The organism is Streptococcus oralis (genome assembly GCF_015561235.1).
Taxonomy (GTDB): Bacteria; Bacillota; Bacilli; order Lactobacillales; family Streptococcaceae; genus Streptococcus; species Streptococcus oralis_BK.
In genome coordinates this window covers 1,215,959-1,241,584 of sequence record NZ_JADMTC010000001.1, presented here as the reverse complement: position 1 = coordinate 1,241,584, position 25,626 = coordinate 1,215,959, and the positions used below count along the sequence as shown (strand labels likewise).

The following is a 25,626-nucleotide window of genomic DNA, read 5'->3' as shown; positions in this document are numbered from 1 at the left end:
CCATTTCTAGCTCCTCCGCATATTTTTGTAATTTTTCTGCTGTCAATAAAGACATTTTGTCCAAATTTGTTTTTCCACTTCTAAGATCTGAGACTGTCGTCCAAGGCAAATCTGCCCCTTTAGCGATTGCGCTTGTGCTCTTTTTGCTTTTTAATACTTTTTCTATTTGCTTTCTCATCTTTTTGCCCTCTTAAATAAAAATAACTCAATAAAACGATCAGTATATTTATGATTAAAATTTCCATGGTATTGTTCCTATTTTATGGTATAATAGGGAGTGAGGGGAGTGGTAGCTCCCCTATTCCCAAGGCGATTACTTAAACTTGCGAGGTCTAGGTTTTCGCTTTTTTTCTTTGCTCCAAATGTGATATGTAGCATATGCACCAGTTAGAGCTGTGATGTAAGCCGGCCCGTTATCAATTAGTTTTTCAACCAATCTGAGCCAATCATCTTTGTCCATTTTCCTCACCTCCTTTCCTTATCTTGATTATATTGTATCACGGTGCACCGAGAAAGTCAAGTGTTTTGATGAAGTTTTTTTAAATTTTTTCAAAAAAAATAGACCTTGTCCAGAGGTCGGGGAGTTGGAGGGGACACCCTCCAAAAGCATTGATTTAATAAGATTTTATTTTACCTTTTTCATAATAATCTCCCTAAAGAGGCCACCCAATCAGGTGGCTTTTTTGTTTGTGGCTTGGATTTTTGATATAATAGAGCCATGAGTAGAATTTTAGACAATGAGATCATGGGGGATGAGGAGTTGGTAGAACGTACCCTCCGTCCTCAGTATTTACGTGAATATATTGGGCAGGATAAGGTCAAGGACCAGCTGCAAATCTTTATCGAAGCTGCCAAAATGCGGGATGAAGCGCTGGACCATGTGCTCTTATTTGGGCCTCCAGGTTTGGGGAAAACGACCATGGCCTTTGTCATTGCCAATGAACTGGGAGTCAATCTCAAGCAAACGTCTGGCCCTGTCATTGAAAAAGCGGGTGATCTGGTAGCCATTTTGAATGATTTGGAACCTGGAGACGTCCTTTTTATTGACGAGATTCATCGCTTGCCCATGTCGGTGGAAGAGGTGCTTTATAGTGCCATGGAAGACTTCTACATTGATATCATGATTGGTGCTGGTGAAGGCAGTCGCAGTGTTCATTTGGACTTGCCACCATTCACCTTGATTGGGGCTACGACACGTGCGGGGATGCTCTCAAATCCTCTGCGGGCACGTTTTGGGATTACAGGTCATATGGAATACTATGCCCACGCTGACTTGACAGAGATTGTTGAGCGGACAGCAGATATTTTTGAGATGGAAATCACCCATGAGGCAGCTTCGGAGTTGGCCTTACGCAGTCGAGGAACTCCTCGTATCGCCAATCGTCTCCTCAAGCGCGTGCGCGACTTTGCCCAGATTATGGGGGATGGCTTGATTGATGATGTGATTACGGATAAGGCTTTGACCATGCTGGATGTAGACCGTGAAGGTTTGGACTATGTAGACCAAAAAATCCTTCGCACCATGATTGAGATGTACGGTGGTGGTCCTGTCGGTTTAGGAACTCTTTCTGTTAATATTGCCGAGGAGCGTGAGACAGTCGAAGATATGTACGAACCTTACCTGATTCAGAAAGGTTTCATCATGCGAACTCGTTCTGGACGGGTGGCAACTGCTAAGGCATATGAGCATTTAGGTTATGAATACAGTGAAAAATGAGCAAGAAATTCTAGATGCTTTCAGAGAAAATCCAGATATGATGACCATTCTGACCATCATCCGTGACCTTGGTCTGAAAGATTCGTGGTTGGCAGCAGGTTCTGTCAGGAATTTCATCTGGAATCTCTTGTCAGACAAATCGCCTTTTGATAGTGAGACGGATGTGGATGTGATTTTCTTTGATCCAGATGTTTCTTATGAGGAAACAGTATCCCTAGAGAAAAAGCTAAGAGAAGATTATCCTCAGTATCAGTGGGAGTTGAAAAATCAGGTCTATATGCATCTACACAGCCCTCATACTGTGCCTTACACGAGTTCTCGTGATGCCGTGAGTAAATATCCCGAGCGCTGTACGGCGATAGGGCTTCGCTTGCATGCTGAAGCAACTTTAGAGCTCTTTGCGCCTTATGGTTTAGAGGATATTTTAAAGTTTCAAGTTTCTCCAACTCCTCATTTTTTAGAGAATGAAGATCGAATGAAGCTCTATCAAGAACGCTTGTCCAAGAAAAATTGGCAAGAAAAATGGAAAAATCTGACTTTCTCAAAAAACTTAAGAAAAATTTAAGTTAGGGACGGTATACTAGGTTCATAAGTTAAGAGGAACTTAACTTAAACTCCTAAAACTTTTTCATAATAATCTCCCTATAAAACTAAGTCGCCCAATCAGGCGGCTTATTTTTTGTCTTTACGGAGAGCTAATAACTTAGCAATAGAAGAAAATAGGGAAATATGGTATAATGAAACGATAGATTTTTGAATAGGAATAAGAACATGTTTGGATTTTTTAAGAAAGATAAAGCTGTAGAAGTTGAGGTTCCAACACAGGTTCCTGCTCATATTGGCATCATCATGGATGGGAATGGCCGTTGGGCTAAAAAACGGATGCAACCACGGGTTTTTGGTCATAAGGCGGGAATGGAAGCCCTCCAAAAGGTGACCAAGGCAGCTAACAAGATGGGAGTTAAGGTCATCACGGTTTATGCCTTTTCAACGGAAAATTGGACGCGTCCAGATCAAGAAGTCAAGTTTATCATGAACTTGCCAGTCGAATTTTATGATAACTACGTCCCTGAATTGCATGCAAATAACGTTAAGATTCAGATGATTGGGGAGACAGACCGTCTGCCTAAGCCGACTTTTGAAGCTTTGAAAAAAGCAGAGGAATTGACCCAGAACAATACGGGCTTGATTCTCAATTTTGCGCTTAACTATGGTGGTCGTGCTGAAATTACGCAGGCTCTTAAGGGCTTGGCTCAAGATGTTCTAGATGCTAAAATCAACCCTGGTGACATCACAGAAGATATGATTGGAGACTATCTTTTCACGCAACACCTGCCAAAGGATTTGCGGGATCCTGATTTGATTATCCGTACGAGTGGTGAGTTGCGTTTAAGTAATTTCTTACCATGGCAAGCAGCCTATAGCGAGCTTTATTTTACGGATACCTTGTGGCCTGATTTTGATGAAGCCGCCTTGCAGGAAGCTATTGCTGCTTTTAACCATCGCAATCGCCGTTTTGGAGGAGTTTAGGAGAAGATATGACCAAGGATTTACAAAAGAGAACATTGTTTGCGGTATTGGCCCTGGCAATTTTCCTTCCAGTCTTGTTTGCAGGAGGGCTCTTGTTGCAGATAGGGATTGGCTTGTTAGCGATGCTAGGCGTCCATGAACTCTTGCACATGAAGGGGCTAAAGACTATGACCATTGAGGGTGCTTTGACTCTTTTTGCGACCTTCGCTCTCACAGTTCCTTTAGAAAATTACCTAACATTTTTGCCTGTTGATGGGAATGTAGTTGCCTACAGTGTTTTGATTACCATAATGCTAGGGACGACCGTTTTCAGTAAAAACTATACGATTGAAGATGCCGCTTTTCCAATTGCTGTGAGCTTTTATGTTGGTTTTGGCTTTAATGCCTTACTAGATGCTCGGGTGGCAGGTTTTGACAAGGTACTGTTGGCTCTTTTTATCGTTTGGGCGACAGATAGCGCAGCCTACCTGACAGGGATGAATTTTGGTAAACATAAGTTGGCACCAAGAGTTTCTCCTAATAAGAGTATTGAGGGCTTTGTCGGGGGCATTCTAGGTGCGGTACTGATAACGGTAATCTTCATGCTAGTCGACAGCACAGTTGCTCTTCCTTATGGGATTTATAGAATGAGTCTCTTTGCAGCCTTCTTCAGTGTGGCAGGTCAGTTTGGTGACTTGATTGAGAGTGCCATGAAACGCCATTTCGGTGTCAAGGATTCTGGAAAATTTATCCCTGGACATGGCGGTGTGTTGGATCGCTTTGACAGCATGCTGATTGTGTTTCCAATGATGCACTTATTTGGCCTGTTTTAAAGAAAGGAATATTGAATGATTGGATTGCTAACCTTTATCCTCGTTTTTGGGATTATTGTGGTGGTGCATGAGTTTGGACATTTTTATTTTGCCAAGAAATCAGGCATTCTAGTTCGTGAATTTGCCATTGGTATGGGGCCCAAGATTTTTTCCCATATCGGTAAGGATGGCACTGCTTATACCATTCGAATCCTTCCTCTAGGAGGCTATGTTCGTATGGCAGGCTGGGGTGATGATGCGACAGAAATCAAGACAGGAACTCCAGTCAGTTTAACACTTGCTGATGATGGTAAGGTCAAACGGATCAACCTCTCAGGGAAGAAACTGGATCAAACGGCTCTTCCTATGCAGGTAACCCAGTTTGACTTTGAAGACAAGCTCTTTATCAAGGGGTTGGTCTTGGAAGAAGAAAAGATTTTTGCAGTAGATCACGATGCAACGGTTGTTGAAGAAGACGGAACCGAAGTGCGCATCGCTCCTTTGGATGTACAGTATCAAAATGCTTCTATCTGGGGCAAGCTCATCACCAACTTTGCAGGTCCTATGAATAACTTTATCTTAGGTGTTGTTGTTTTTTGGATCTTGATCTTTTTGCAGGGCGGTGTTAGAGATACTCAGACCAATCTCTTTCACGTCATGCCAGAGGGCGCTTTGGCTAAGGTGGGCGTAGCTGAGACAGCTCAAATCACCAAGGTCGGCTCGCATGAGGTTAAGAATTGGCAAGACTTGACCCAGGCTGTGGAAGCAGATACCAAGGACAAGACCGCCCCGACCTTGGATGTGACCATTTCTGAAAATGGTAGCGAAAAACAAGTCACTGTGACTCCAGAAGAAAATCAAGGACGTTACATTCTCGGGGTTCAACCAGGGGTCAAGTCAGACTTTCTATCCATGTTTGTTGGTGGATTTACAACTGCAGCTGACTCAGGACTTCGTATCCTTTCGGCTCTGAAAAACTTGATTTTCCATCCAGATTTGAACAAACTCGGTGGTCCCGTTGCCATTTTTAAGGCAAGTAGCGATGCTGCTAAAAATGGAATTGAGAATGTCCTCTATTTCCTAGCCGTGATTTCCATCAATATCGGGATTTTTAATTTGATTCCGATCCCGGCTTTGGATGGTGGAAAGATTGTGCTCAATATCCTAGAGGCTATCCGCCGGAAACCCCTTAAACAAGAAATTGAAACCTATGTCACCATGGCTGGTGTAGTTATCATGGTTGTCTTGATGCTAGCTGTGACCTGGAATGACATTATGCGACTCTTCTTTTAGATAATCGAGGAATATTATGAAACAAAGTAAAATGCTAATCCCTACGCTTCGCGAAATGCCAAGCGATGCTCAAGTTATCAGCCACGCCCTTATGTTGCGTGCTGGTTATGTTCGTCAAGTTTCTGCTGGTGTTTATTCTTACCTGCCACTTGCTAACCGTGTGATTGAAAAGGCTAAGAATATCATGCGCCAAGAGTTTGATAAGATTGGTGCTGTTGAGATGTTGGCTCCTGCCCTTCTCAGTGCCGATCTCTGGCGCGAATCAGGCCGTTATGAAACCTATGGTGAAGACCTTTATAAACTGAAAAATCGTGAAAAGTCAGACTTTATCCTAGGTCCGACACACGAAGAAACTTTTACAGCTATTGTTCGTGACTCTGTCAAGTCTTACAAGCAATTGCCACTCAACCTTTACCAAATCCAACCGAAATACCGTGATGAAAAACGTCCACGTAACGGCCTTCTCCGTACGCGTGAATTTATCATGAAAGATGGATATAGTTTCCATGCTAATTATGATAGTTTGGATGTGACTTATGACGAGTACAAGGCGGCCTATGAACGAATTTTCACTCGTAGTGGTTTGGATTTCAAGGCTATCATCGGTGACGGTGGTGCCATGGGTGGTAAGGATAGCCAAGAATTTATGGCCATCACACCAGCCCGTACAGACCTCGACCGCTGGGTTGTCTTAGACAAGTCAGTTGCCTCATTTGACGAAATTCCTGCGGTAGTGCAAGAAGAAATCAAGGCAGAATTGCTCAAATGGATGGTTTCTGGTGAAGACACCATCGCCTACTCAAGTGAGTCTAGCTATGCAGCTAACTTAGAAATGGCAACAAACGAGTACAAACCAAGCAACCGTGTAGTTGCGGAAGAAGAAGTAACTCGCGTGGAAACACCAGGTGTTAAATCTATTGACGAAGTCGCAGCCTTCCTAAATGTCCCAGAAGAACAAACAATCAAAACCCTCTTCTACATGGCAGATGGTGAGCTTGTTGCAGCCCTTCTAGTTGGAAATGACCAACTCAATGAAGTCAAGTTGAAAAACCACTTGGGTGCAGATTTCTTTGATGTTGCGAGCGAGGAAGAAGTAGCAAATGTTATCTCAGCTGGCTTTGGTTCGCTTGGTCCAGTTGGTTTGCCAGAAAATGTGAAAATCATTGCAGACCGTAAGGTACAAGATGTTCGTAATGCTGTTGTGGGGGCTAACGAAGATGGCTACCACTTGACGGGTGTGAATCCAGGTCGTGACTTTACTGCAGAATATGTAGATATCCGCGAAGTTCGTGAGGGTGAAATTTCACCAGACGGACAAGGCGTTCTTAACTTCGCGCGTGGTATTGAAATCGGTCATATTTTCAAACTCGGAACTCGCTACTCAGCAAGCATGGGTGCAGATGTTTTGGACGAAAATGGCCGTGCTGTGCCAATCATCATGGGATGTTACGGTATCGGTGTTAGCCGTCTCCTTTCAGCCGTTATGGAGCAACACGCTCGCCTCTTTGTCAATAAAACGCCAAAAGGCGAATACCGTTATGCTTGGGGAGTTAACTTCCCTAAAGAATTAGCACCATTTGATGTGCACTTGATTACTGTCAATGTCAAAGATGAAGAAGCGCAAGCCTTGACAGATAAACTTGAAGCAAGCTTGATGGGAGCTGGTTACGAAGTCTTGACAGACGACCGTAACGAACGTGTCGGAGTGAAGTTTAGCGATAGTGACTTGATTGGTTTGCCAATCCGTATCACTGTTGGGAAGAAAGCAACTGATGGTATTGTAGAAGTTAAAATCAAGGCAACTGGTGACACCATCGAAGTTCACGCAGACAACTTGCTCGAAACCCTTGAAATTCTAAGCAAGAAATAAAAACTTTAATCAGAAGAAAAACAAGGCAAAAATGTAACTAGTTTTTACCTTGTTTTTTCTATATAATGAGTGTGAAGAATACATCATCAAGTTAAGAGGTATAATAATGTTAAAATTTCCAAAGGATTTTGTCTGGGGTTCCTCTACTTCTGGACCACAGACAGAAGGTCGTGTACATGGTGACGGTAAAGGAGATAATCTCTGGGATTATTGGTATCAGGTGGAACCCAATCGCTACTACAATGGAATTGGACCTGATAAAACATCGACTTTTTATGAAAACTGGGAAAAGGACATTGAGCTTTTGGTAGAGACTGGGCATACAGCCTTCCGAACTTCTATCCAGTGGTCTCGTATTTTCCCACAGGGGCGTGGAGAGGTCAATCCGCAAGGGGTGACTTTCTACCGTCAGGTTTTTGAAGCCATTAAGGCCAAAGGGATTCGCCTCTTAGTCAATCTCTATCACTTCGACCTGCCATTTGCCCTCCAAGAAGACGGCGATGGCTGGGAAAATAAGGCAACTGTCAAGGCTTATGAAGACTATGCTCGTTTTTGTTTTGAGACTTACGGTGACTTGGTGGACCAATGGATTACTTTTAATGAGCCCATCGTTCCGGTAGAGTTTGGCTATTTTTACGATGCCCATTATCCACATAAGGTGGATGCAGAAGCAGCGGTTAAAGTAGCCTATCACACACAATTAGCTAGCAGTCGAGCGGTCAAGGCCTGTCATGAGATTTTGCCTGATTCCAAGATTGGGATTGTCCTTAATTTGACACCAGCCTACCCACGTAGCCAGCATCCCGCGGATGTCAAGGCTGCTCGCATTGCCGATCTCTTCCAAGCTCAATCTTTCCTAGATCCATCTGTTTTAGGAGCTTATCCAGAAGAATTAGTGGAAATTTTAGCTGAGCATGATTTGCTGCCAGAGTACACTGTTGAAGAGTTAGAACTCATTCGTGAGAACATAGTTGATTTCCTTGGAGTCAACTACTACCAACCTTTGCGTGTTATGGCGCCGCGTTTTGCTAAACATCCAGACAGTCCCCTCTTGCCAGAACATTTCTATGAGCCTTATATCATGCCGGGCCGTAAAATCAATCCTCACCGCGGTTGGGAAATCTACGAGCAGGGGATTTATGACATCGCTCAAAACATCAAGGAAAATTATGGCAATATCGAGTGGATGTTGACCGAAAACGGCATGGGTGTTGAGGGTGAAGATAAATTCCGTGAGAATGGCATGATTCAAGACGACTATCGTATCGACTTTGTCAAAGGTCATCTGCGTGAACTTCACCGTGCCATTGAAGACGGAGCCAATTGTAAGGGTTACTTAATCTGGACCTTTATCGACTGCTGGTCATGGCTCAACAGCTATAAAAATCGCTACGGTCTGGTTGAGCTTGACTTGGAAACGCAGGAACGTCGCCTGAAGAAATCAGGCCACTGGTTCAAAGAACTCAGCGACCATAATGGATTTTAAGAATAAAAAGAGTGAGATGGTGTTCATCTCACTTTTTATTACAATATCATCACTAAGGTCCCGATCGTAATCAGGATACAGCCAATGATTGTTTTAAACGTCAGGACATCCTGTAGGAAGAAAACGGCTAGAACGAGGGTAATGACGAGACTGAATTTATCGACAGCAGATACCTCAGTCGCATTGCCCATCTGTAGGGCCTTGTAGTAGCAGAGCCAGGAGGCGCCAGTGGCCAAACCAGATAAGATGAGAAAGAGCCAACTTTTTTTACTGATGTTGACAATTTCGGTCTGACTATTGGTCAAGAAAACCATGGCCCAGGCCATAAGAATGACGACGACTGTCCGAATAGCGGTTGCTAGATTGGATGGAACTCCTTCAATCCCAATCTTGGCTAAAATTGACGTTAAGGCTGCAAAGATAGCTGATAAAAGTGCGAAGAAAAACCACATGGCAAATACCTCCTCCCCTTATTATAAGTAATTGATGCCGACTTGTCAGGTATCAAGTGAAATATTGATAAAATACTAGATAGAAAAACTATACCAATTTTTATTCTTGACAAGTGAGAAAAACAAGTATATACTGTCTTTACTGATTCTGTAAATGGAAAATCAGACTATACCAATTTAAGGAGAAAGCACAGCTAGTCTGTGTCGTATATACTATGTGTGGAATTGTTGGTGTTGTTGGAAGCACAAATGCAACTGATATTTTGATTCAAGGGCTTGAAAAGCTCGAATACCGTGGTTATGATTCTGCGGGGATTTTTGTCCTAGGTGGTGCTGAAAATCATCTAGTCAAGGCTGTTGGTCGTATCGCAGAATTGTCTGCTAAAACTACTGGTGTTGAGGGAATAACTGGTATCGGTCATACGCGTTGGGCGACTCATGGGAAACCAACGGAAGACAATGCTCACCCACATCGCTCTGAGACTGGACGTTTTGTCTTGGTGCACAATGGAGTGATTGAAAACTACCTTGAAATCAAGGAAGAATACCTTGCAGGTCACCACTTTAAGGGGCAAACAGATACGGAAATCGCTGTTCACTTGATTGGGAAATTTGTTGAAGAAGATGGTTTGTCAGTTCTTGAAGCCTTCAAAAAAGCCCTTCATATCATCCGTGGTTCTTATGCCTTTGCTTTGGTGGATTCAGAAGATGCAGATGTTATCTATGTTGCTAAAAATAAATCTCCACTACTAGTCGGGCTTGGTGAAGGCTACAATATGGTCTGCTCGGATGCTATGGCCATGATTCGCGAGACAAGTCAGTTTATGGAAATTCATGACCAAGAGCTGGTTATTGTCCGTAAAGACAGTGTGGAAGTGCAGGATTATGACGGGCATACTCTGGAGCGTGAAAGCTACACTGCTGAGCTAGATCTGTCCGATATCGGTAAGGGGACTTATCCATACTATATGCTCAAAGAAATCGATGAACAGCCAACTGTGATGCGTAAGCTAATCAACACATACTCTGATGAGAATCAACAGATGGTTGTGGATCCTGAGATTGTTAAAGCGGTTCAGGAGGCAGATCGAATTTATATCATTGCAGCTGGAACTTCTTATAATGCAGGTTATGCTTCTAAAATGATGCTAGAAGAATTAACTGATACGCCTGTGGAATTGGGTATTGCATCTGAATGGGGTTATGCTATGCCGCTACTGAGCAAAAAACCAATGTTTATTTTGCTTAGTCAGTCAGGTGAAACTGCTGATAGTCGTCAAGTTTTAGTAAAAGCTAATGAAATGGGAATTCCAAGTTTAACTGTAACTAATGTTGCAGGCTCTACACTATCTCGTGAAGCAACTTATACTATGTTATTGCATGCTGGTCCAGAAATTGCTGTAGCTTCAACTAAGGCTTATACAGGACAAGTGGCGACATTAGCATTTCTTGCTAAGGCAGTTGGTGAAGCTAATGGGAATGAAAAAGCTAAAAAGTTTGATTTAGTGCGTGAACTTTCAATTGTAGCTCAGTCTATTGAGTCTACACTTTCAGAGAAAGAATTGATTGAAGAAAAGGTTAGAGGACTCTTAGAAACAACTCGTAATGCTTTCTACATTGGACGTGGTCAGGACTACTATGTAGTTATGGAGGCTAGCCTAAAACTTAAGGAAATTTCTTATATTCAGTGTGAAGGTTTTGCGGCAGGAGAACTTAAACATGGAACTATATCTTTAATTGAGGATGGTACACCTGTTATTGCCTTAATTTCTGACAATCCAACCGTCGCTTCTCATACTCGTGGTAATATTTCTGAAGTAGTAGCTCGTGGAGCTAATGCTCTAACTATTGTGGAAGAAGGAATAGAAAAAGAAGGTGATGACATTATTATTAATAAAGTTCATCCATATCTATCTAGTATTTCTATGGTTATTCCTACTCAATTGATTGCTTACTATGCTTCACTTCACCGTGGACTGGATGTAGATAAACCACGTAATTTGGCTAAGGCTGTTACAGTTGAATAATAAATAGATGAACAATAGGCGTAAGACTGGGAGGGTTATCTCTTAGATTTTACAGCCTATTTTTAATAACTCATAATTTGAATTTTTGATGCGGTTTTCGGTACATTTTGTTTTGTAATATGGTATAAAAAAAGAATTTTGTAACAAAAGTTGATTTTTTTGGCACAAAATCTGTGACAAAGCTTTAGTTTTAAGCGTTTTCATTTTTGTATATACTAGATTTAAAGAAAAGGAGGAAAATCCTAATGGAAGAAAAAGTATCTTTGAAAGTTAGAGTTCAAAAACTGGGAACATCACTTTCAAACATGGTTATGCCCAATATTGGAGCTTTTATTGCTTGGGGAGTGTTAACTGCCCTCTTCATTCCTGATGGCTATCTACCAAATGAACAATTGGCTGCCATTGTTGGTCCTATGTTGACTTATCTACTGCCGACTCTAATTGGTTATACAGGTGGTTATGTAATTTATGGACAACGTGGTGCCGTCGTAGGGGCTATTGCTACTGTTGGTGCAATTACAGGTTCTAGTGTTCCAATGTTTATCGGAGCTATGGTAATGGGACCACTGGGAGGATGGACTATCAAGAAATTTGATGAGAAGTTCCAGGAAAAAATTCGTCCCGGCTTTGAAATGTTAGTTAATAACTTCTCAGCTGGTCTAGTTGGTTTTGCATTATTGCTTTTGGCTTTTTACGCAATCGGTCCAGTCGTATCGACTCTTACTGGAGCTGTTGGAAATGGTGTTGAGGCTATTGTCAATGCTAAACTCCTACCTTTGGCAAACATTATTATCGAACCAGCAAAGGTACTTTTCCTTAATAATGCTCTTAATCATGGAATCTTTACACCTCTGGGAGCTGAGCAAGTATCTCAAGCTGGTAAATCTGTTCTCTTCCTCTTAGAGGCTAATCCTGGACCAGGTCTAGGTATCCTCTTGGCTTACGCCTTGTTTGGTAAAGGTTCTGCGAAATCTTCTTCTTGGGGAGCAATGGTTATCCATTTCTTCGGTGGTATCCATGAAATATACTTCCCTTATGTTATGATGAAGCCAGCTCTTTTCCTAGCTGCGATTGCTGGAGGTGTGTCAGGTACCTTTACATTCCAATTTTTAGATGCTGGTCTTAAATCTCCAGCTTCTCCAGGATCTATCATTGCGATTATGGCTATGGCTCCAAAAGGTGTGTGGCCTCATCTTAATGTCCTGCTTGGGGTATTAGTGGGAGCAATTGTCTCCTTCCTTGTAGCAGCTCTTATCCTACGTGCAGATAAGTCGACTGATGATTCGTTAGAAGCTGCTCAAGCTGCTACTCAAGCCGCTAAGGCTAAATCTAAGGGGCAAGTAGTTCCAGTTGCTGTAGATACAAACATTTCAAGAGATTCAGTAGAGAAAATTATTTTTGCCTGTGATGCTGGCATGGGGAGTTCTGCGATGGGAGCAAGTATTCTTCGTGATAAGGTTAAAAAAGCAGGTCTTGGAATTCCAGTATCTAATCAGGCTATCTCAAATTTGGTTGATATACCAAAAACATTGATTGTTACTCAGGAAGAACTGACACCAAGAGCTAAAGGCAAGAGTCCAAGTGCTATTCATGTTTCTGTCGATAATTTCTTAGCGTCCCCTCGTTATGATGAAATTGTAGCTTCATTAACAGGAGCTGCTCCAATAGCAGAAATTGAAGGAGATATACCAACTTCAGCACCAGTAGATGGTCAGGAAATTGACCTTAACCATATTGATGCTGTAGTAGTTGCTTATGGTAAAGCACAAGGATCTGCAACTATGGGCTGTGAAACGATTCGGGCTATCTTTAGAAACAAGAATATTCGTATTCCAGTTTCTACTGCCAAAATTTCAGAATTAGGTGAATTTAATTCTAAAAACATAATGATTGTAACAACTATTGCTTTACAGGCAGAAGTGCAGCAAGCAGCACCGAATTCTCAATTTCTTATTGTGGATAGTTTAGTAACAACACCAGAATATGATAAAATGGTTGCTAGAATGTATAAATTTAACTAGAGGTTTCTAAATTAGAATGCTATTAACCAAACGAGAAGAACAATTATTGAAGGCTTTCCTACATGTAGGGAAGCTTTCAATGCAAGACATGACTGAAATCTTACAGGTCTCATCTAGAACAATTTATCGGACTTTATCAGATTTGACAGATAGCATAGAGCAATATGGGATTGAAATAGCGAAGCGTGGGAAATACTATATTTTGACTGGCGAACTGGACGATCTACCGACAGAACTTGAAGTGTTAGTTGAGTATAGTCCCCAAGAAAGACAAGAGTTGATTACTTATCGCCTTCTAACTGAGAATGGTTTTGTCACCAATGAAGCCTTGCAAGAGTGCATGAAAGTCAGTAATGTAACTATTATTCAGGATATTTCAGATATTGATAAGCGTCTTTTAGACTTTGATCTGAAAATTGAACGGCAAAAGGGGTATCGCATTTCTGGTGATTCAGTTAGTAAGAGAAGATTTTTGGCTATTTTACTTACAAACTGTATCTCAGTAGCAGATTTTTCAACCGGTAATTTTGGGAGCTTTAATATTATAGAAGCAGATAGAACTAGGCTGGCCAGTCAGATTGTTAATAAGCAACTGTCAGGTTTTCCAGATATGGATGCTAGGATGAAGATGTTTTTTGCGATCTTGTTATCTCTTATAGGTCAGGAACAAAACATTGAAAATTTGCCTAATACTAGTAAGCAAGCTTTGGAAATTTCTCAAAAAATTTTTCAAGCTTACTCTAAGCAGACTGAGCAATTTTATAGTATTCAGGAAATTATCTATTTTGCTAGCATCTTGGATGAATTAATCATTAAACGTCAGGAAAATCCGCTCTTTACGGAGAAATTTGATGGTGAATTTTTCTACAATATTTCAAATCTGATTGATACGGTTTCTATGTACACCAAGATTGACTTTTTTAAGGACAAGGTTTTATTTAATTTTCTTTTCCATCATATTCGACTCAGTTTAGGCGTCCCAATCCTTTTTCAGGGTGAAAATTTGCCAGAATCTGTCCAGCTTTTAGTTGAAAGGAATAAATTTCTTTATACAGTCATTAGTCTTTTGGTGAATGATATTTTTCCGAAATATCTTCATACAGAGTATGAGTATGGCATGATTGCCCTGCATTTTATCTCTAGCTTAGGCCGTAGTCCAGAGATTTATCCAGTCCGTATTTTGCTTTTAACGGACGAACGTCGGGTCACTAGAGATTTGTTAGTCAGTAAAATTAAGAGTGTTGCTCCTTTTGTAGAGTGTATAGATATTCAGTCTCTAGTAGATTACCACAGTATTGATCTCAGTCAGTATGATTATATTTTATCTACCAAGCCGCTGCCTAATCAGGAAATCGATGTAATTTCTAGTTTTCCAACCGTCAAGGAATTGCTTGAATTGCAGGAACGGCTTCAGTATGTACAGGCACATCGTACAATTGTCGCGCGTGATGCTATCGCCCCAGAGAAAAGTTATGACTTGCAAGATTATTTGATATCTAGCAGTCAACTTTTGAGTCAATTTGAATTGGTTCAACTGGAGAATAATCAATCATTTGAGCATACAGTAGAACAAATTATCCAATATCAGAAGAATGTAAGTGACAGAAATTACCTAACAAGAAAACTGCTATCTCACTTCCAGAATAGTCCTATGGCTATTCCTAATACTGGTCTGGTGCTTTTACATAGTCAGTCTAGCAAAGTAACAACAAATAGTTTTACTATGTTTGAACTCAAACTACCTATCTCTGCATTGTCAATGAAACGAGAGAAAGAAGAGGTCAAAAGGTGTCTGTTAATGCTAATGTCTAAAGAGGCTAGCGAGGAAGTGAGAGATTTAATGACAGCTATCAGTCAGTCGATTATTGAAAATCATCTTTATACAGAGATTTACAAGACGGGAAATCAATCCATTATTTATCAGATGCTAAATACTATTTTTAACGAAAAAATTAAGAAATTGGAGAACTAATATGAAACTTGAAAAACATTTGATTAAGCTTGATAAACAATTTTCTAACAAGGAGGAAGCTATCCGTTATTGTGGGCAAGTTCTTTATGAGGGTGGATATGTTAATGAAAACTATATTGAAGCCATGATTGAGCGTGATAAAGAGCTATCTGTTTATATGGGTAACTTTATCGCCATACCGCATGGAACAGATGCAGCGAAAAAGGATGTCCTCAAGTCTGGTATTACAGTCGTTCAAGTCCCAAGAGGGGTTGATTTTGGGAATGAATCTAACACTCAAGTGGCAACGGTTCTTTTTGGTATTGCTGGTATTGGTAATGAACACTTAGAAATTATTCAGAAAATTTCTATCTTCTGTGCAGATGTAGATAATGTTCTTAAACTAGCAGATGCTCAGTCAGAAGAGCAAGTATTGCGCTTACTTGATGCTGTTGAATAATTGAATTTCTTCATTTGTCATCTAGTATATATGTCACTCAAACAAGAAAAGGAGAAATTCAATGAAACATGCTGTTCATTTTGGTGCCGGCAATATCGGTCGAGGTTTTATAGGCGAAATTCTATTCAAAAATGGTTTTCATATTGACTTTGTGGATGTCAATAATCAGATAATTCATGCTCTAAATGAAAAGAGCAAGTATGAAATTGAAATTGCACAGGAAGGACAGCCCCGCATAGAGATAGCTAATGTGGCTGGCATTAATAGTAAGGAACATCCTGAGCAAGTTATTGAAGCGATTCAAAAGGCGAATATCGTTACTACTGCAATCGGACCTAATATACTCCCTTTTATCGCTGAACTTCTAGCTAAGGGAATAGAAGCTCGACGGGCTGCAGGAAATACGCAAGCATTGGATGTTATGGCTTGTGAAAATATGATTGGTGGTTCTCAATTTCTTTATCAAGAAGTCAAGAAACATTTAAGTCCGGAAGGTTTGACATTTGCTGAGAACTGCATAGGTTTTCCAAATGCTGCAGTAGACAGGATTGTTCCAGCACAAAGTCACGAAGATCCTCTTTTTGTTGTGGTCGAGCCCTTTAATGAATGGGTTGTGGAAACTAAGCGTCTTAAAAATCCAGATTTACGTCTAGAAGATGTGCATTATGAAGAAGATTTAGAACCTTTTATTGAGCGAAAACTTTTTTCAGTCAATTCTGGACATGCAACTTCAGCTTACATTGGTGCACATTATGGTGCCAAGACAATTTTGGAAGCTCTTCAGAATCCTGCTATCAAGTCTCAGATTGAATCCGTTTTAGCTGAAATTCGGAGTCTCTTGATTGCCAAATGGAACTTTGATAAAAAAGAATTGGAGAATTATCACAAAGTCATTATAGAACGGTTTGAAAATCCTTTCATAGTGGATGAGGTTAGTCGAGTAGCTCGTACTCCAATCCGAAAATTAGGCTATAATGAGCGATTCATCCGGCCGATACGTGAATTGAAAGAACTCGGTTTGTCATATGAAAACCTACTTAAAACAGTTGGCTATGTCTTTGACTATCGAGATGTAAATGATGAAGAAAGTGTTCGATTAGGTGAATTGCTGGCTAAACAATCAGTCAAAGATGTTGTTATACAAGTTACAGGTTTAGAAGACCAAGAATTGATTGATCAAATTGTAGAGTATATTTAATCTTTTTCGAAAATCTCTTCAAACCACGTCAGCTTCACCTTGCTGTAAGTATGGTTACTGACTTCGTCAGTTCTATCCACAACCTCAAAACACTGTTTTGAGCAACAAAGGCCTATACGGCACAAATCGCAGCCCTTGCCTTCCTTGCAAAAGCAGTTGGAGAAGCAAACGGCAATGCCAAAGCGCAAGCCTTTGACCTGGTTCATGAGTTGTCAATCGTAGCTCAGTCTATCGAATCAACTCTTTCTGAGAAAGAAAACATTGATGCCAAGGTTCGAGAGCTTCTTGAAACAACTCGCAACGCTTTTTACATTGGACGTGGTCAAGACTACTATGTAGCCATGGAAGCCAGTCTCAAACTCAAAGAGATTTCTTACATCCAATGTGAAGGCTTTGCGGCAGGAGAACTCAAGCACGGAACCATTGCCTTGATTGAAGAGGGGACACCTGTCTTGGCCCTCTTGTCAGATCCAGTCCTTGCTAACCACACTCGTGGAAATATCCAGGAGGTCGCAGCCCGTGGTGCTAAGGTACTTACAATCGCAGAAGAAAATGTTGCCAAAGAGACAGATGATATCGTTCTTACGACTGTCCACCCTTACCTCTCACCAATCTCAATGGTCGTACCAACGCAATTGGTCGCTTACTTTGCAACCCTCCACCGTGGACTCGATGTGGACAAACCACGTAACCTTGCTAAGTCAGTAACAGTAGAATAAACCAAGAAAGTCTAGTTCATCTAGGCTTTTTCTAATGAGCAAATTTATTGAAAATAAAACTAATTAGTGATAAAATACCCTAAAACTAAAAGAGATAGCGAGGAAACAGGATGGTAGAATTAGGAATTTCAACATTTGGTGAAACAACAGCTCTAGAAGCGACTGGACAGATTTACAGTCATGATGAACGTATTCGTCAGTTGGTGGCAGAGATAGAGCTAGCTGATAAGGTTGGTTTGGATGTGTACGGGATTGGGGAGCATCATCGGGAGGACTTTGCGGTATCGGCGCCAGAGATTGTTCTTGCAGCTGGGGCAGTCAATACCAAGAAGATTCGTTTGACTAGTGCGGTCAGCATTCTCTCGAGTATGGATCCGATTCGCTTGTTCCAACAATATGCTACCATCGATGCCTTGTCAAATGGACGTGCAGAGATCATGGCTGGGCGTGGTTCATTCACCGAGTCCTTCCCACTGTTTGGCTATGACTTGAAAGACTACGAAGCCCTTTTTGATGAGAAATTAGACTTGCTCCAGTTAGTCAATGAAAAGACCAAGATAGACTGGCAAGGTCAATTGACCCAAAGCATTGCTGGAAAAGAAGTCTATCCCCGTCCAGTTCAGGACAAATTGCCATTGTGGGTGGCGACAGGTGGTCATGTCGAATCAACAGTGAAGATTGCTCAGGCGGGGTTTCCGATTGTCTATGCCATTATCGGTGGCAATCCGTGTTATTTTAAAAAGTTGATTCAAGCTTATCGTGAGATTGGTAGGGAAGCCGGTTATGCGGATAAAGACCTGAAAGTGGGCGCTCATTCTTGGGGGTGGATTGCGGAAGATGGCGAGCAGGCGGTGAAAGATTATTTCCATCCGACCAAGCAAGTGGTGGATGCGATTTCCAAGGACCGTCCACACTGGCAGGAGTTGACCTATGAGCAATATTTGGAGCAAGTTGGGCCAAATGGAGCCATGTTTGTAGGAAATCCAGATCAGGTAGCAGAAAAATTGATTCGCATGATTGAGGATTTAGACTTGGACCGTTTCATGCTCCATCTACCGCTTGGTTCTATGCCACATGATCAAGTTTTGAGAGCTATTGAACTCTTCAGCACACAAGTGGCGCCGAAAATACGTGCTTACTTTGCTATGAAAGAGGAGTTATAAAAAAATTTCAGTTGAGTCGATTGGTGAGGAACACCCATGGATTCAGCAACAGGTGGAAGTGGTACAAGCGATAGAGCATACTATCTAGTGGAATATATACTAGTTTATACCAAGTACAAGATAAAATAGTAAAAAAGACGATTTCCGCTTGGAAGTCGTCTTTTTTCGCTATTCTCGCAAATACGATATCTTGTGGTTGGTGTAAACTGGTATGTAGCTCCCTTATTTTATTTATCAAAACCTTGTAAGTTTTTTTGGCGCTCTTCAGTTTGACCCTTGGCATCCAATTTATTACCATTGTAGACAGTGCTTTCCCATGATCCGTACATTGGGTTAGGGAAAATGATGAATTTCTCACCAAACTCTTTTTGTAATTCCTCTAATTTTTGGTTGCGCTCAGTTTCAGAGGTCTTTGAAAACTCTGCAAAGTCCACAAGATTGTCTCCTAGTAGCATGACTAAGTTGGTTTTTTCTTGGACTGCTTGTCTACGACCTTCTTTAGATTTGACGCCTTTTTCTAAGAACATGAGATGATCGCGGCTTTGTACAGGAATTCCTTCGTTTTCTAGGTTTTTGATCGTATCATCTACCTGATCTATCGTGCGGTCAGATACATAGTAAATTTGGACACCGTTTTGGTCTGCAAATTGGAGAAAGTCTTTAGCACCTGGTACAGCCTTGGCTGCGGCTTTTTTTACCCAGACATCCCAGTTTTCTGGGGTAAATGCTGTTCCATCTTTGACATTTTGCGCTTGATAAGGGCTATTGTCTAATACAGTTTCGTCCAAGTCCAAAACGATAGAGTAGGGTTTATCTGTCTGTGTTTTTAGTAGTTCTTTCAAACGATCAGTAGCGACATTGTAACCTTGTAGATAAAGTGCCTTGGTTTCAGCTGCTTTTTGATACCAAAGAGTTGACATAGTATTTTCTCTTGAACGCAACTGATCGTAGGTCATGGTAACCTGATTATCAGATGTACTACTTTGTGCTGTCTGTGAATTTGCCGAATTTGTGCCACAGCCAGTCAGTAAAATGACGGAAGCAAGTGTAGAAGCAATTGTAATGGTAACTTTGGATATTTTCATAATTCCATCCTCCTAATAATAGTCTATTAATATTGTAGCGTTTTCAAGGGATTTGTGCAAGGAAATATCGAGAGAAAAGAAATTTTTCAGTAGTAATTTGGTATTAGGATAAAATTATGTACTTAATTTTGGAATGAAGATGGATATAAAAAAATTCAATCGGCTTGATAGAAAATCTATATCAACTCCTTTTTGAAAAATAGATGAAAATAAAGTGAATCTTTGAAAGGCTAGTAACATCAAGCTTTTTAGGGATTTTTTTCTTTATAGATATAAAAATTTCCAATCGAGTTGATAGTCAATATATATTGGGAAAAGGGGAAAAGGAGTGGTAAGATGGTTTCAATCCAAATGGAAGGAGAAAGGTATGGCAAGTAAAAGAGATCTAGTCTTTAGAGCGATTCGAGGCGATGAAGTGGAAAGAGTTCCTGTGGGATTTTGGTTTCATTTTGTAACGCTCGAAGAAAAGGGGCAGGGATTAAATAATCCACGTATCTTTCAAAAAAGTGTTGATGGGCATCGCAACTATGTGGAAAGGATTCGTCCTGATTTTGTCAAAATTATGAGCGACGGTTTTTTCCTTTATCCAAGTAATGTCTATAGTCCTAAGGTTTCAAGCATTCAGGAGCTGACTTCTATTGAGTCGATTGGTGAGGAACACCCATGGATTCAGCAACAGGTGGAAGTGGTCCAAGCGATTCGAGAGACTTTTACCGAAGAGATTGCTTCTTTCTACAATATCTTTTCACCGATCTCCTACCTCAAGCGCTGGTTCCGTACAGAAACTTCTCGAGGAGATAGGGAAGTGGCTGACCTATTGCTTGAAAATCCTGAGCAATTCAGAGCAATTCTAGATGTGATTGCAGGAGACATTGCTTCCTTAACTCAGAAAATCATCCAGCAAGGTGGAGTTGATGGGATTTATCTCAGCACCCAGGAAATTCAAGATGAGCGCATCACACCAGCACTCTACCAAACCTATATCGAACCGAGCAATATAGCGATTTTGGAGGCAGCTAATCAGGTGGGTGGGACCAATATCCTTCATATCTGTGGTTTTGAAGGTGCGAGCAATGATGTGACGATATTTAAGGACTATCCAGCTCAAGTGGTCAACTGGGCGACCCACCATGAGGATGTTAGTTTGACACAGGGTCAGGAGTTGTTTCGAGGCAAGGCCGTTTTAGGTGGATTCGAAAATGGCAAGAAAAGCTTGCTTTATCAAGGTTCCAAGGCGGAATTGCAAGATGAAACAAGGCGGTTGCTGGCTGAAGCTGGTAGTAAAGGCGTTCTTCTGGGAGCTGACTGTACTGTTCCAGATGACTTTGACTTAGAGAGGTTGGACTGGATTCGGCAGGCAGCTGTTCTCTAAAAGGAGGAGCTATGAAAAGTAAAAGATGGGGCATCTTCATTGCAGTTGTCGGTTTGCTGGCCTTGGTTGCCATAAGCGTCGTAAAAAATGGGCACTGCAAAAATGGAGAGAGATGTCGTGGAATTCAGGATTTTTCCAAGTCCAGTCTCCCCTTTCTACGCTCGAATGATATCGCAAGCAGTTTATTAGTTGAAAAAGTAAGAAATGGAGAATAAGAATGTCAGAAAAAAGAGAATGGGTTTTAAAAGCGTTTAGAGGTGAGAAAGTTGATCGTGTGCCAGTAGGCTTTTGGCACCATTTCACATCCGAAGACGAATGGCTACACGGTTTCTCAAATCCAGCTATTATCGAGAAGAATATCGAGGGCCATAAGCGCTTTATCCGAGAAGTTCAGCCAGACTTTATCAAGTTAATGAGTGATGGCTACTTTGCTTATCCAAATCCAGCGATTGCTAAAGGCAAATCACTTCAAGAATTGGCGACCATTCAACCACTCGGACCAGACCACGCTTGGATAAAAGAGCAGGTGGACTTGGTTAAGAAAATCAAGCAAGAATTTACAGAAGATATCGTTGCGATTTACAATATTTTTGCCCCTGTGACCTATCTCAAGTGGCTGCTTGGGGAAGTATCTGGCGGCGATGACCTTATCGCGGACTTTCTGGTGGAAGACCCTGAAGCCCTTAAGAAGGTGTTGGATGTGATTGCAGAGGATATTGCGAGTCTAAGTCGAGCTGTCATCGAAGAGGCTGGTGCTGACGGAATCTACCTCAGCGTGCAGAGTATCCAAGATCAACGAGTGTCGGCAGCAGATTATCAAGCCGTCATTGCACCTAGCGAGATAACGGTTCTGGAAGCGGCTAGTGCTGTTGGTGGCGTCACTGTTCTTCATATCTGTGGCTACGAGGGGGCGCGAAATGATATTCACCTTTTTGCAGACTATTCAGCCCAAGTCTTTAACTGGGCTGTAGGACCAGAAGGAATCACTCTCAAGGAAGGTCGTGAGATTTTCAAGGGACGTACGGTTCTTGGAGGATTCGAAAATGGCAAGACAGGCATACTGTATACTGGTGGCAAGGATGCCATTCAGGCTGAGGCAAAGAAACTAGTTGCAGAAGCTGGGGAACAGGGCTTGGTACTTGGGGCAGATTGTACCATTCCAAGTGATATCGCAGTTGAACGTATCCAGTGGGTGAGAGAAGCGCTTGAAAATTAAAGGAGAAAAAGATGAGTAAAAAAGCATGGATTATCGGTGGTGTAGCAGTTGTTGTAGTAATTGGGGCAACGATTATCGGGAGAAGTTTAGCTGGCGCTCCAGCCAAGGAGGGAGAAACGGCTTCGTCTGCTGAAGTCATAACCTTGAAGGTTGCCCATACACAAAACTATGTACCTTATGACTTTGTCAATGAAAAAGGGGAATCGGATGGTTATGAAGTAGCTGTTTTGAAGGCTGTTGATGAGAAGTTGGCAAATTATCAATTTGAATATACGGGTACCAGTGATGATGACCTCTTGATTGGTCTGGAATCAGGTAAGTATGACATCGGAACCAAGGGAGCTTGGTACACAGATGAACGAGCTAAAAAGTTTGTCATTCCATCTGAACCAGTCGGAGCGAGCATCATCGGATTTACTGTCAGAAAAGAAGATGAACAGAAATACAAAACCATTGATGACTTTGCTAAGAATAAAGGGAAATTGGTTCCTATCTCTCCACAGAATGCTCAATGGAATGTCATCACCAGCTACAATGAAAAACATCAGGATGCACCGATTGAGCTAACAGCAGCTGAATCCTTTAAAGTGGCAGATGCCTATGCCTGGGTCTTAGAAGGACGTTATGACGCCTTCTTTGATATCAAACTGTCCTTTGAAAAAGCAGTTACTGCAGAAGATGGACCTTACCACCAATATGCGGATAAACTCAGCTGGTTCCCATACAAGGGCATTCCAACTTATCCCTTGATTCACCGTGATGAAAAGGGTGAGAAATTCGCTAAAGAATACGAAAAAACAATCAAAGAGTTGAAAGAAGATGGCACGCTTGCTAAGCTATCTCAGCAATACTTCAAAGAAGATGTCTTTAGTTATGTAGACAAAGACTAGACCAGAAATTCCAAGACTAGAAAGGGTTTTGCATGGTTTCTTATGATTTTTCCAAGGTCTTTCAGTTTTTACCGACCTTATGGCAGGCACTTCCTATGACCTTGTCCATTCTCTTTTTTACCACTCTTCTTGGTTCCCTTTTTGGAGGTCTCTTGGCCTGGGCACAAGTAGGAGAAGACAAGAGTTTTGCAGCGATTTCCAAAGGCTATATCTTTACCCTTCGTTGTACACCGCCGATTGTCTTGCTTTTTCTAGTCTTTTATGGCTTGCCAGAATTTCTGAAATGGTGGCTTGGTTTGGATATCAATAACTGGTCTAAAACTATTTTTGTTCTCCTGACGATGATTCTCTTGTTTGCGGCTATTGTTGCCGAGGTTTTCAAGGCAGCCTATCAAGCTATTCCAAAGGGTCAGACAGAGGCCGGACTTAGTATTGGTTTGACTCCAAGTCAGACTTTTTGGAGAATCATTTTTCCCCAAGCTTTTCAAGTTGCTCTTCCCAATATAACGACCACTATTCTCAATCTCATGCGGGATGCTGCCTTGGCTTATACGATTGGTTTCGTTGATGTTATGGGGGCGGGGAATCTCTTGATCAGTCGCAATTTAGGGAACTACTCTCTGGAAACCTATACGGCAGTTGCGCTTCTTTACTGGGGGATTGCCTTGGTTATTTCTAGCTTGAGTCGTTTGCTTGAGAAGTCTTTGGAAACAAAAGGGAGGTAAGAAATGGATATAGACTATATTGTAAAGACCTTTCTGGAGACCTTGAAGGGTGTGCCAATCACCTTGATTATCATGATTGTGGCTATGGTCTTAAGCTTTTTACCGGCTCTATTTTTAGCCTTGGGGCAGATTTACAAGGTTCGAGGTGTGAGGAGTTTTTCTCTGGTCTATCTGGCCTTTATCCGAGCGACTCCTCCGATTTTATTGATTCTCTTCTTTTATAGTTTATTTCCAAGTTTGCTGAATCAATTTCTCAAAAGCATAGGAAGTGACTTTGATATTTTCAAGCTTGATCCTCTCTATTATGCTTTTATCATTTATAGTTTGATGACAGTTGGGAGTTTGTCGGAGATTTTGCGTTCAGCTATCTTGACAGTGGACAAGGGACAACTAGAGGCGGCGCATGCGATTGGCTTGACTACGACCCAGGCCTATCTAAGGATTGTTTTTCCTCAAGCCTTGCGCTCAGCCTTGCCTAACTTGGCCAATCTGGTGATCAATATCGTCAAAGGGACCTCCCTGGTCTTTGTTATGACCATCAAGGATATCACCGCTATTGCCCGTGTGGAGGCGTCCTACGGTTACCAGTATTTTGAGTCTTATTTTGTAATCTTTTTGCAGTATATTTTGATCTGTGGTTTGATTCAGTGGGGCTTCTCCCTACTGGAAAAAGGCTATGTGAAAAAAGAAAAAAGTGCAAAAGCATCTAGCGCGCGTTTCGTATAGGAGGACAGGATGTTACAAGTAGAACATATCGCAAAAACATTTGGAGAGAGGCAGGTCTTGGAGGATGTCAATCTTCAGGTCAACCAAGGGGATGTCGTTGTTATTTTAGGCCCATCGGGTTCGGGGAAAACGACCTTTCTCCGTTGTCTCAACCACTTAGAAAAAGCTGACAGTGGCCGTTTGACCTTGGCAGGAAAAACTTATGACTTAGCCAAATTAAGCAAGAAAGACATTCTAGAAATTCGCCAAAAAACAGCCTTTGTTTTCCAACACTACAATCTCTTTGCAAACAAAACTGCTCTGGAAAATATTCTAGAAGGCCTAATAGTGGCTCGTAAAGTTCCCAAGGAAGAAGCGCTCAAACGTGCAGAATCTGCCTTGGAAAAAGTTGGTTTACTGGCCTACAAAGACTACTACCCTTCACAACTATCTGGAGGGCAACAACAACGAATAGGAATTGCGCGTGCTATTGCCGTCAAACCCGAGGTCATTTTGCTAGATGAACCAACATCAGCACTAGACCCTGAGTTGGTTGGAGATGTTTTGGATGTTCTGAAACAGTTGGCGGGAGAAGGTGTGACCATGGTGGTCGTCACGCATGAGATGGGATTTGCTAGAGATGTCGCCAACCACGTTATTTTCATGGATGGAGGCCGTATCGTAGAGGAGAACAATCCCCACGATTTCTTTAGTCGTCCACAAGAAGAACGAACCAAGCAGTTCCTGGCTCGTATCTTATCAGACGCTAGCTATAGTGTAGAATATATGATTTGATAGCTAAGTGTATCATAAAAACAACACCCCATGACTAGAAGATTCTTCTGACCATGGGGTGTTTTTCTATAGGAGGGCTAGTTTATACTCTTCGAAAATCTCTTTAAACCAGGTCAGCTTCGCCTTATCTACAACCTCAAAGCTGTGCTTTGAGCAGCCT

Annotated in this window: 23 protein-coding genes and 2 pseudogenes; 21 read left to right on the top strand and 4 right to left on the bottom strand. The window is 41.6% G+C overall.

The window, feature by feature from the left end:
• Window positions 1-16 precede the first annotated feature (16 nt).
• Window positions 17-178 (bottom strand): annotated as a pseudogene (locus tag I2H52_RS09825) (DUF3553 domain-containing protein); the annotation flags it as partial.
• A gap of 135 nt (window positions 179-313) precedes the next feature.
• Window positions 314-460: a hypothetical protein gene (locus I2H52_RS06240; RefSeq protein WP_007519127.1), complete on the bottom strand. Its 147-nt coding sequence runs from the start codon at window positions 458-460 to the stop codon at window positions 314-316.
• A 258-nt stretch (window positions 461-718) separates the two neighbouring features.
• Here I2H52_RS06240 and ruvB point away from each other — a divergent pair, with 258 nt between their 5' ends.
• The 7 genes from ruvB to I2H52_RS06205 all read left to right on the top strand — a co-directional run bounded on the left by ruvB (window position 719) and on the right by I2H52_RS06205 (window position 8,687).
• The gene (ruvB, locus tag I2H52_RS06235; RefSeq protein WP_016893669.1) at window positions 719-1,717 is read left to right on the top strand and encodes a Holliday junction branch migration DNA helicase RuvB; all 999 of its coding nucleotides are present in this window, start codon (window positions 719-721) and stop codon (window positions 1,715-1,717) included.
• Entirely contained in the window at window positions 1,698-2,282 is a 585-nt protein-coding gene (locus tag I2H52_RS06230) for a nucleotidyltransferase family protein (protein ID WP_195594739.1), read from the top strand. The genes ruvB and I2H52_RS06230 overlap by 20 nt, the downstream gene beginning before the upstream one ends.
• 206 nt (window positions 2,283-2,488) lie before the next feature.
• Window positions 2,489-3,247 (top strand): isoprenyl transferase, encoded by a 759-nt coding sequence (locus I2H52_RS06225; RefSeq protein ID WP_000466707.1) that lies wholly within the window; start codon window positions 2,489-2,491, stop codon window positions 3,245-3,247.
• 8 nt (window positions 3,248-3,255) lie between these two features.
• Window positions 3,256-4,059 carry a phosphatidate cytidylyltransferase gene (locus tag I2H52_RS06220; RefSeq protein ID WP_000159119.1) on the top strand — a complete coding sequence of 268 codons (804 nt, stop codon included), beginning with the start codon at window positions 3,256-3,258 and terminating at the stop codon, window positions 4,057-4,059.
• 15 nt (window positions 4,060-4,074) lie between these two features.
• Entirely contained in the window at window positions 4,075-5,331 is a 1,257-nt protein-coding gene (rseP, locus tag I2H52_RS06215) for an RIP metalloprotease RseP (protein ID WP_000579738.1), read from the top strand.
• 16 nt (window positions 5,332-5,347) lie between these two features.
• On the top strand, window positions 5,348-7,201 hold the full coding sequence (locus I2H52_RS06210; RefSeq protein ID WP_195594737.1) for a proline--tRNA ligase: 1,854 nt from the start codon (window positions 5,348-5,350) through the stop codon (window positions 7,199-7,201).
• Between the two features lie 106 nt (window positions 7,202-7,307).
• Window positions 7,308-8,687, top strand: a complete 1,380-nt coding sequence (locus I2H52_RS06205; RefSeq protein ID WP_000911344.1) for a glycoside hydrolase family 1 protein — start codon at window positions 7,308-7,310, stop codon at window positions 8,685-8,687.
• A gap of 38 nt (window positions 8,688-8,725) precedes the next feature.
• Here I2H52_RS06205 and I2H52_RS06200 read toward each other — a convergent pair whose 3' ends face one another.
• Window positions 8,726-9,139, bottom strand: coding sequence for an EamA family transporter (locus tag I2H52_RS06200; protein ID WP_000264205.1), 414 nt, complete (start codon window positions 9,137-9,139; stop codon window positions 8,726-8,728).
• A gap of 215 nt (window positions 9,140-9,354) precedes the next feature.
• Here I2H52_RS06200 and glmS point away from each other — a divergent pair, with 215 nt between their 5' ends.
• The 7 genes and pseudogenes from glmS to I2H52_RS06165 all read left to right on the top strand — a co-directional run bounded on the left by glmS (window position 9,355) and on the right by I2H52_RS06165 (window position 18,678).
• The gene (glmS, locus tag I2H52_RS06195; RefSeq protein ID WP_049519208.1) at window positions 9,355-11,166 is read left to right on the top strand and encodes a glutamine--fructose-6-phosphate transaminase (isomerizing); all 1,812 of its coding nucleotides are present in this window, start codon (window positions 9,355-9,357) and stop codon (window positions 11,164-11,166) included.
• Between the two features lie 245 nt (window positions 11,167-11,411).
• Window positions 11,412-13,187, top strand: coding sequence for a PTS mannitol-specific transporter subunit IIBC (locus tag I2H52_RS06190; protein ID WP_049519207.1), 1,776 nt, complete (start codon window positions 11,412-11,414; stop codon window positions 13,185-13,187).
• 16 nt (window positions 13,188-13,203) lie between these two features.
• Window positions 13,204-15,159, top strand: a complete 1,956-nt coding sequence (locus I2H52_RS06185; protein WP_070656871.1) for a BglG family transcription antiterminator — start codon at window positions 13,204-13,206, stop codon at window positions 15,157-15,159.
• Window position 15,160: 1 nt separating this feature from the next.
• Window positions 15,161-15,598, top strand: a complete 438-nt coding sequence (locus tag I2H52_RS06180; protein WP_049519205.1) for a PTS sugar transporter subunit IIA — start codon at window positions 15,161-15,163, stop codon at window positions 15,596-15,598.
• A gap of 61 nt (window positions 15,599-15,659) precedes the next feature.
• Entirely contained in the window at window positions 15,660-16,796 is a 1,137-nt protein-coding gene (locus I2H52_RS06175) for a mannitol-1-phosphate 5-dehydrogenase (protein ID WP_049519204.1), read from the top strand.
• A 101-nt stretch (window positions 16,797-16,897) separates the two neighbouring features.
• Window positions 16,898-17,515, top strand: a pseudogene (locus I2H52_RS06170) (SIS domain-containing protein); the annotation flags it as partial.
• Between the two features lie 110 nt (window positions 17,516-17,625).
• A complete protein-coding gene (locus I2H52_RS06165) occupies window positions 17,626-18,678 on the top strand; it encodes an LLM class flavin-dependent oxidoreductase (RefSeq protein ID WP_084937548.1) in 1,053 nt (350 codons plus the stop codon).
• A gap of 227 nt (window positions 18,679-18,905) precedes the next feature.
• Here the strand turns inward: I2H52_RS06165 and I2H52_RS06160 are convergent, their stop codons facing one another.
• Complete coding sequence (locus I2H52_RS06160; protein WP_084937549.1) at window positions 18,906-19,763, bottom strand: 5'-nucleotidase, lipoprotein e(P4) family; 858 nt, start codon at window positions 19,761-19,763, stop codon at window positions 18,906-18,908.
• A gap of 367 nt (window positions 19,764-20,130) precedes the next feature.
• Here I2H52_RS06160 and I2H52_RS06155 point away from each other — a divergent pair, with 367 nt between their 5' ends.
• Genes I2H52_RS06155 through I2H52_RS06125 form a run of 7 tightly spaced genes read left to right on the top strand, consistent with a single transcriptional unit; the run spans window position 20,131 to window position 25,466 of the window.
• Window positions 20,131-21,135, top strand: coding sequence for a uroporphyrinogen decarboxylase family protein (locus tag I2H52_RS06155; protein ID WP_195594735.1), 1,005 nt, complete (start codon window positions 20,131-20,133; stop codon window positions 21,133-21,135).
• 11 nt (window positions 21,136-21,146) lie between these two features.
• Window positions 21,147-21,350 (top strand): hypothetical protein, encoded by a 204-nt coding sequence (locus I2H52_RS06150; RefSeq protein WP_195594733.1) that lies wholly within the window; start codon window positions 21,147-21,149, stop codon window positions 21,348-21,350.
• A 2-nt stretch (window positions 21,351-21,352) separates the two neighbouring features.
• Window positions 21,353-22,351 (top strand): uroporphyrinogen decarboxylase family protein, encoded by a 999-nt coding sequence (locus tag I2H52_RS06145; protein ID WP_195594731.1) that lies wholly within the window; start codon window positions 21,353-21,355, stop codon window positions 22,349-22,351.
• 11 nt (window positions 22,352-22,362) lie between these two features.
• A complete protein-coding gene (locus I2H52_RS06140) occupies window positions 22,363-23,241 on the top strand; it encodes a transporter substrate-binding domain-containing protein (RefSeq protein ID WP_195594729.1) in 879 nt (292 codons plus the stop codon).
• Window positions 23,242-23,273: 32 nt separating this feature from the next.
• A complete protein-coding gene (locus tag I2H52_RS06135) occupies window positions 23,274-23,966 on the top strand; it encodes an amino acid ABC transporter permease (protein ID WP_195594727.1) in 693 nt (230 codons plus the stop codon).
• 3 nt (window positions 23,967-23,969) lie between these two features.
• Entirely contained in the window at window positions 23,970-24,692 is a 723-nt protein-coding gene (locus tag I2H52_RS06130; RefSeq protein WP_000350563.1) for an amino acid ABC transporter permease, read from the top strand.
• Between the two features lie 9 nt (window positions 24,693-24,701).
• Window positions 24,702-25,466, top strand: a complete 765-nt coding sequence (locus I2H52_RS06125) for an amino acid ABC transporter ATP-binding protein (RefSeq protein WP_000942251.1) — start codon at window positions 24,702-24,704, stop codon at window positions 25,464-25,466.
• Window positions 25,467-25,626 lie beyond the last annotated feature (160 nt).

What these genes read in the sequence shown, in the direction of transcription:
- I2H52_RS06225 (WP_000466707.1), top strand. Translation starts at nt 2,489, where the DNA reads ATGTTTGGATTTTTTAAGAAAGATAAAGCTGTAGAAGTTGAGGTTCCA.
- I2H52_RS06165 (WP_084937548.1), top strand. Translation starts at nt 17,626, where the DNA reads ATGGTAGAATTAGGAATTTCAACATTTGGTGAAACAACAGCTCTAGAA.
- ruvB (WP_016893669.1), top strand. Translation starts at nt 719, where the DNA reads ATGAGTAGAATTTTAGACAATGAGATCATGGGGGATGAGGAGTTGGTA.
- rseP (WP_000579738.1), top strand. Translation starts at nt 4,075, where the DNA reads ATGATTGGATTGCTAACCTTTATCCTCGTTTTTGGGATTATTGTGGTG.
- I2H52_RS06210 (WP_195594737.1), top strand. Translation starts at nt 5,348, where the DNA reads ATGAAACAAAGTAAAATGCTAATCCCTACGCTTCGCGAAATGCCAAGC.
- I2H52_RS06140 (WP_195594729.1), top strand. Translation starts at nt 22,363, where the DNA reads ATGAGTAAAAAAGCATGGATTATCGGTGGTGTAGCAGTTGTTGTAGTA.
- I2H52_RS06175 (WP_049519204.1), top strand. Translation starts at nt 15,660, where the DNA reads ATGAAACATGCTGTTCATTTTGGTGCCGGCAATATCGGTCGAGGTTTT.
- I2H52_RS06135 (WP_195594727.1), top strand. Translation starts at nt 23,274, where the DNA reads ATGGTTTCTTATGATTTTTCCAAGGTCTTTCAGTTTTTACCGACCTTA.
- I2H52_RS06180 (WP_049519205.1), top strand. Translation starts at nt 15,161, where the DNA reads ATGAAACTTGAAAAACATTTGATTAAGCTTGATAAACAATTTTCTAAC.
- I2H52_RS06220 (WP_000159119.1), top strand. Translation starts at nt 3,256, where the DNA reads ATGACCAAGGATTTACAAAAGAGAACATTGTTTGCGGTATTGGCCCTG.
- I2H52_RS06125 (WP_000942251.1), top strand. Translation starts at nt 24,702, where the DNA reads ATGTTACAAGTAGAACATATCGCAAAAACATTTGGAGAGAGGCAGGTC.
- I2H52_RS06200 (WP_000264205.1), bottom strand. Translation starts at nt 9,139, where the DNA reads ATGTGGTTTTTCTTCGCACTTTTATCAGCTATCTTTGCAGCCTTAACG.
- I2H52_RS06160 (WP_084937549.1), bottom strand. Translation starts at nt 19,763, where the DNA reads ATGAAAATATCCAAAGTTACCATTACAATTGCTTCTACACTTGCTTCC.
- I2H52_RS06240 (WP_007519127.1), bottom strand. Translation starts at nt 460, where the DNA reads ATGGACAAAGATGATTGGCTCAGATTGGTTGAAAAACTAATTGATAAC.
- I2H52_RS06145 (WP_195594731.1), top strand. Translation starts at nt 21,353, where the DNA reads ATGTCAGAAAAAAGAGAATGGGTTTTAAAAGCGTTTAGAGGTGAGAAA.
- I2H52_RS06155 (WP_195594735.1), top strand. Translation starts at nt 20,131, where the DNA reads ATGGCAAGTAAAAGAGATCTAGTCTTTAGAGCGATTCGAGGCGATGAA.
- I2H52_RS06230 (WP_195594739.1), top strand. Translation starts at nt 1,698, where the DNA reads ATGAATACAGTGAAAAATGAGCAAGAAATTCTAGATGCTTTCAGAGAA.
- I2H52_RS06130 (WP_000350563.1), top strand. Translation starts at nt 23,970, where the DNA reads ATGGATATAGACTATATTGTAAAGACCTTTCTGGAGACCTTGAAGGGT.
- I2H52_RS06190 (WP_049519207.1), top strand. Translation starts at nt 11,412, where the DNA reads ATGGAAGAAAAAGTATCTTTGAAAGTTAGAGTTCAAAAACTGGGAACA.
- I2H52_RS06185 (WP_070656871.1), top strand. Translation starts at nt 13,204, where the DNA reads ATGCTATTAACCAAACGAGAAGAACAATTATTGAAGGCTTTCCTACAT.
- I2H52_RS06150 (WP_195594733.1), top strand. Translation starts at nt 21,147, where the DNA reads ATGAAAAGTAAAAGATGGGGCATCTTCATTGCAGTTGTCGGTTTGCTG.
- I2H52_RS06205 (WP_000911344.1), top strand. Translation starts at nt 7,308, where the DNA reads ATGTTAAAATTTCCAAAGGATTTTGTCTGGGGTTCCTCTACTTCTGGA.
- glmS (WP_049519208.1), top strand. Translation starts at nt 9,355, where the DNA reads ATGTGTGGAATTGTTGGTGTTGTTGGAAGCACAAATGCAACTGATATT.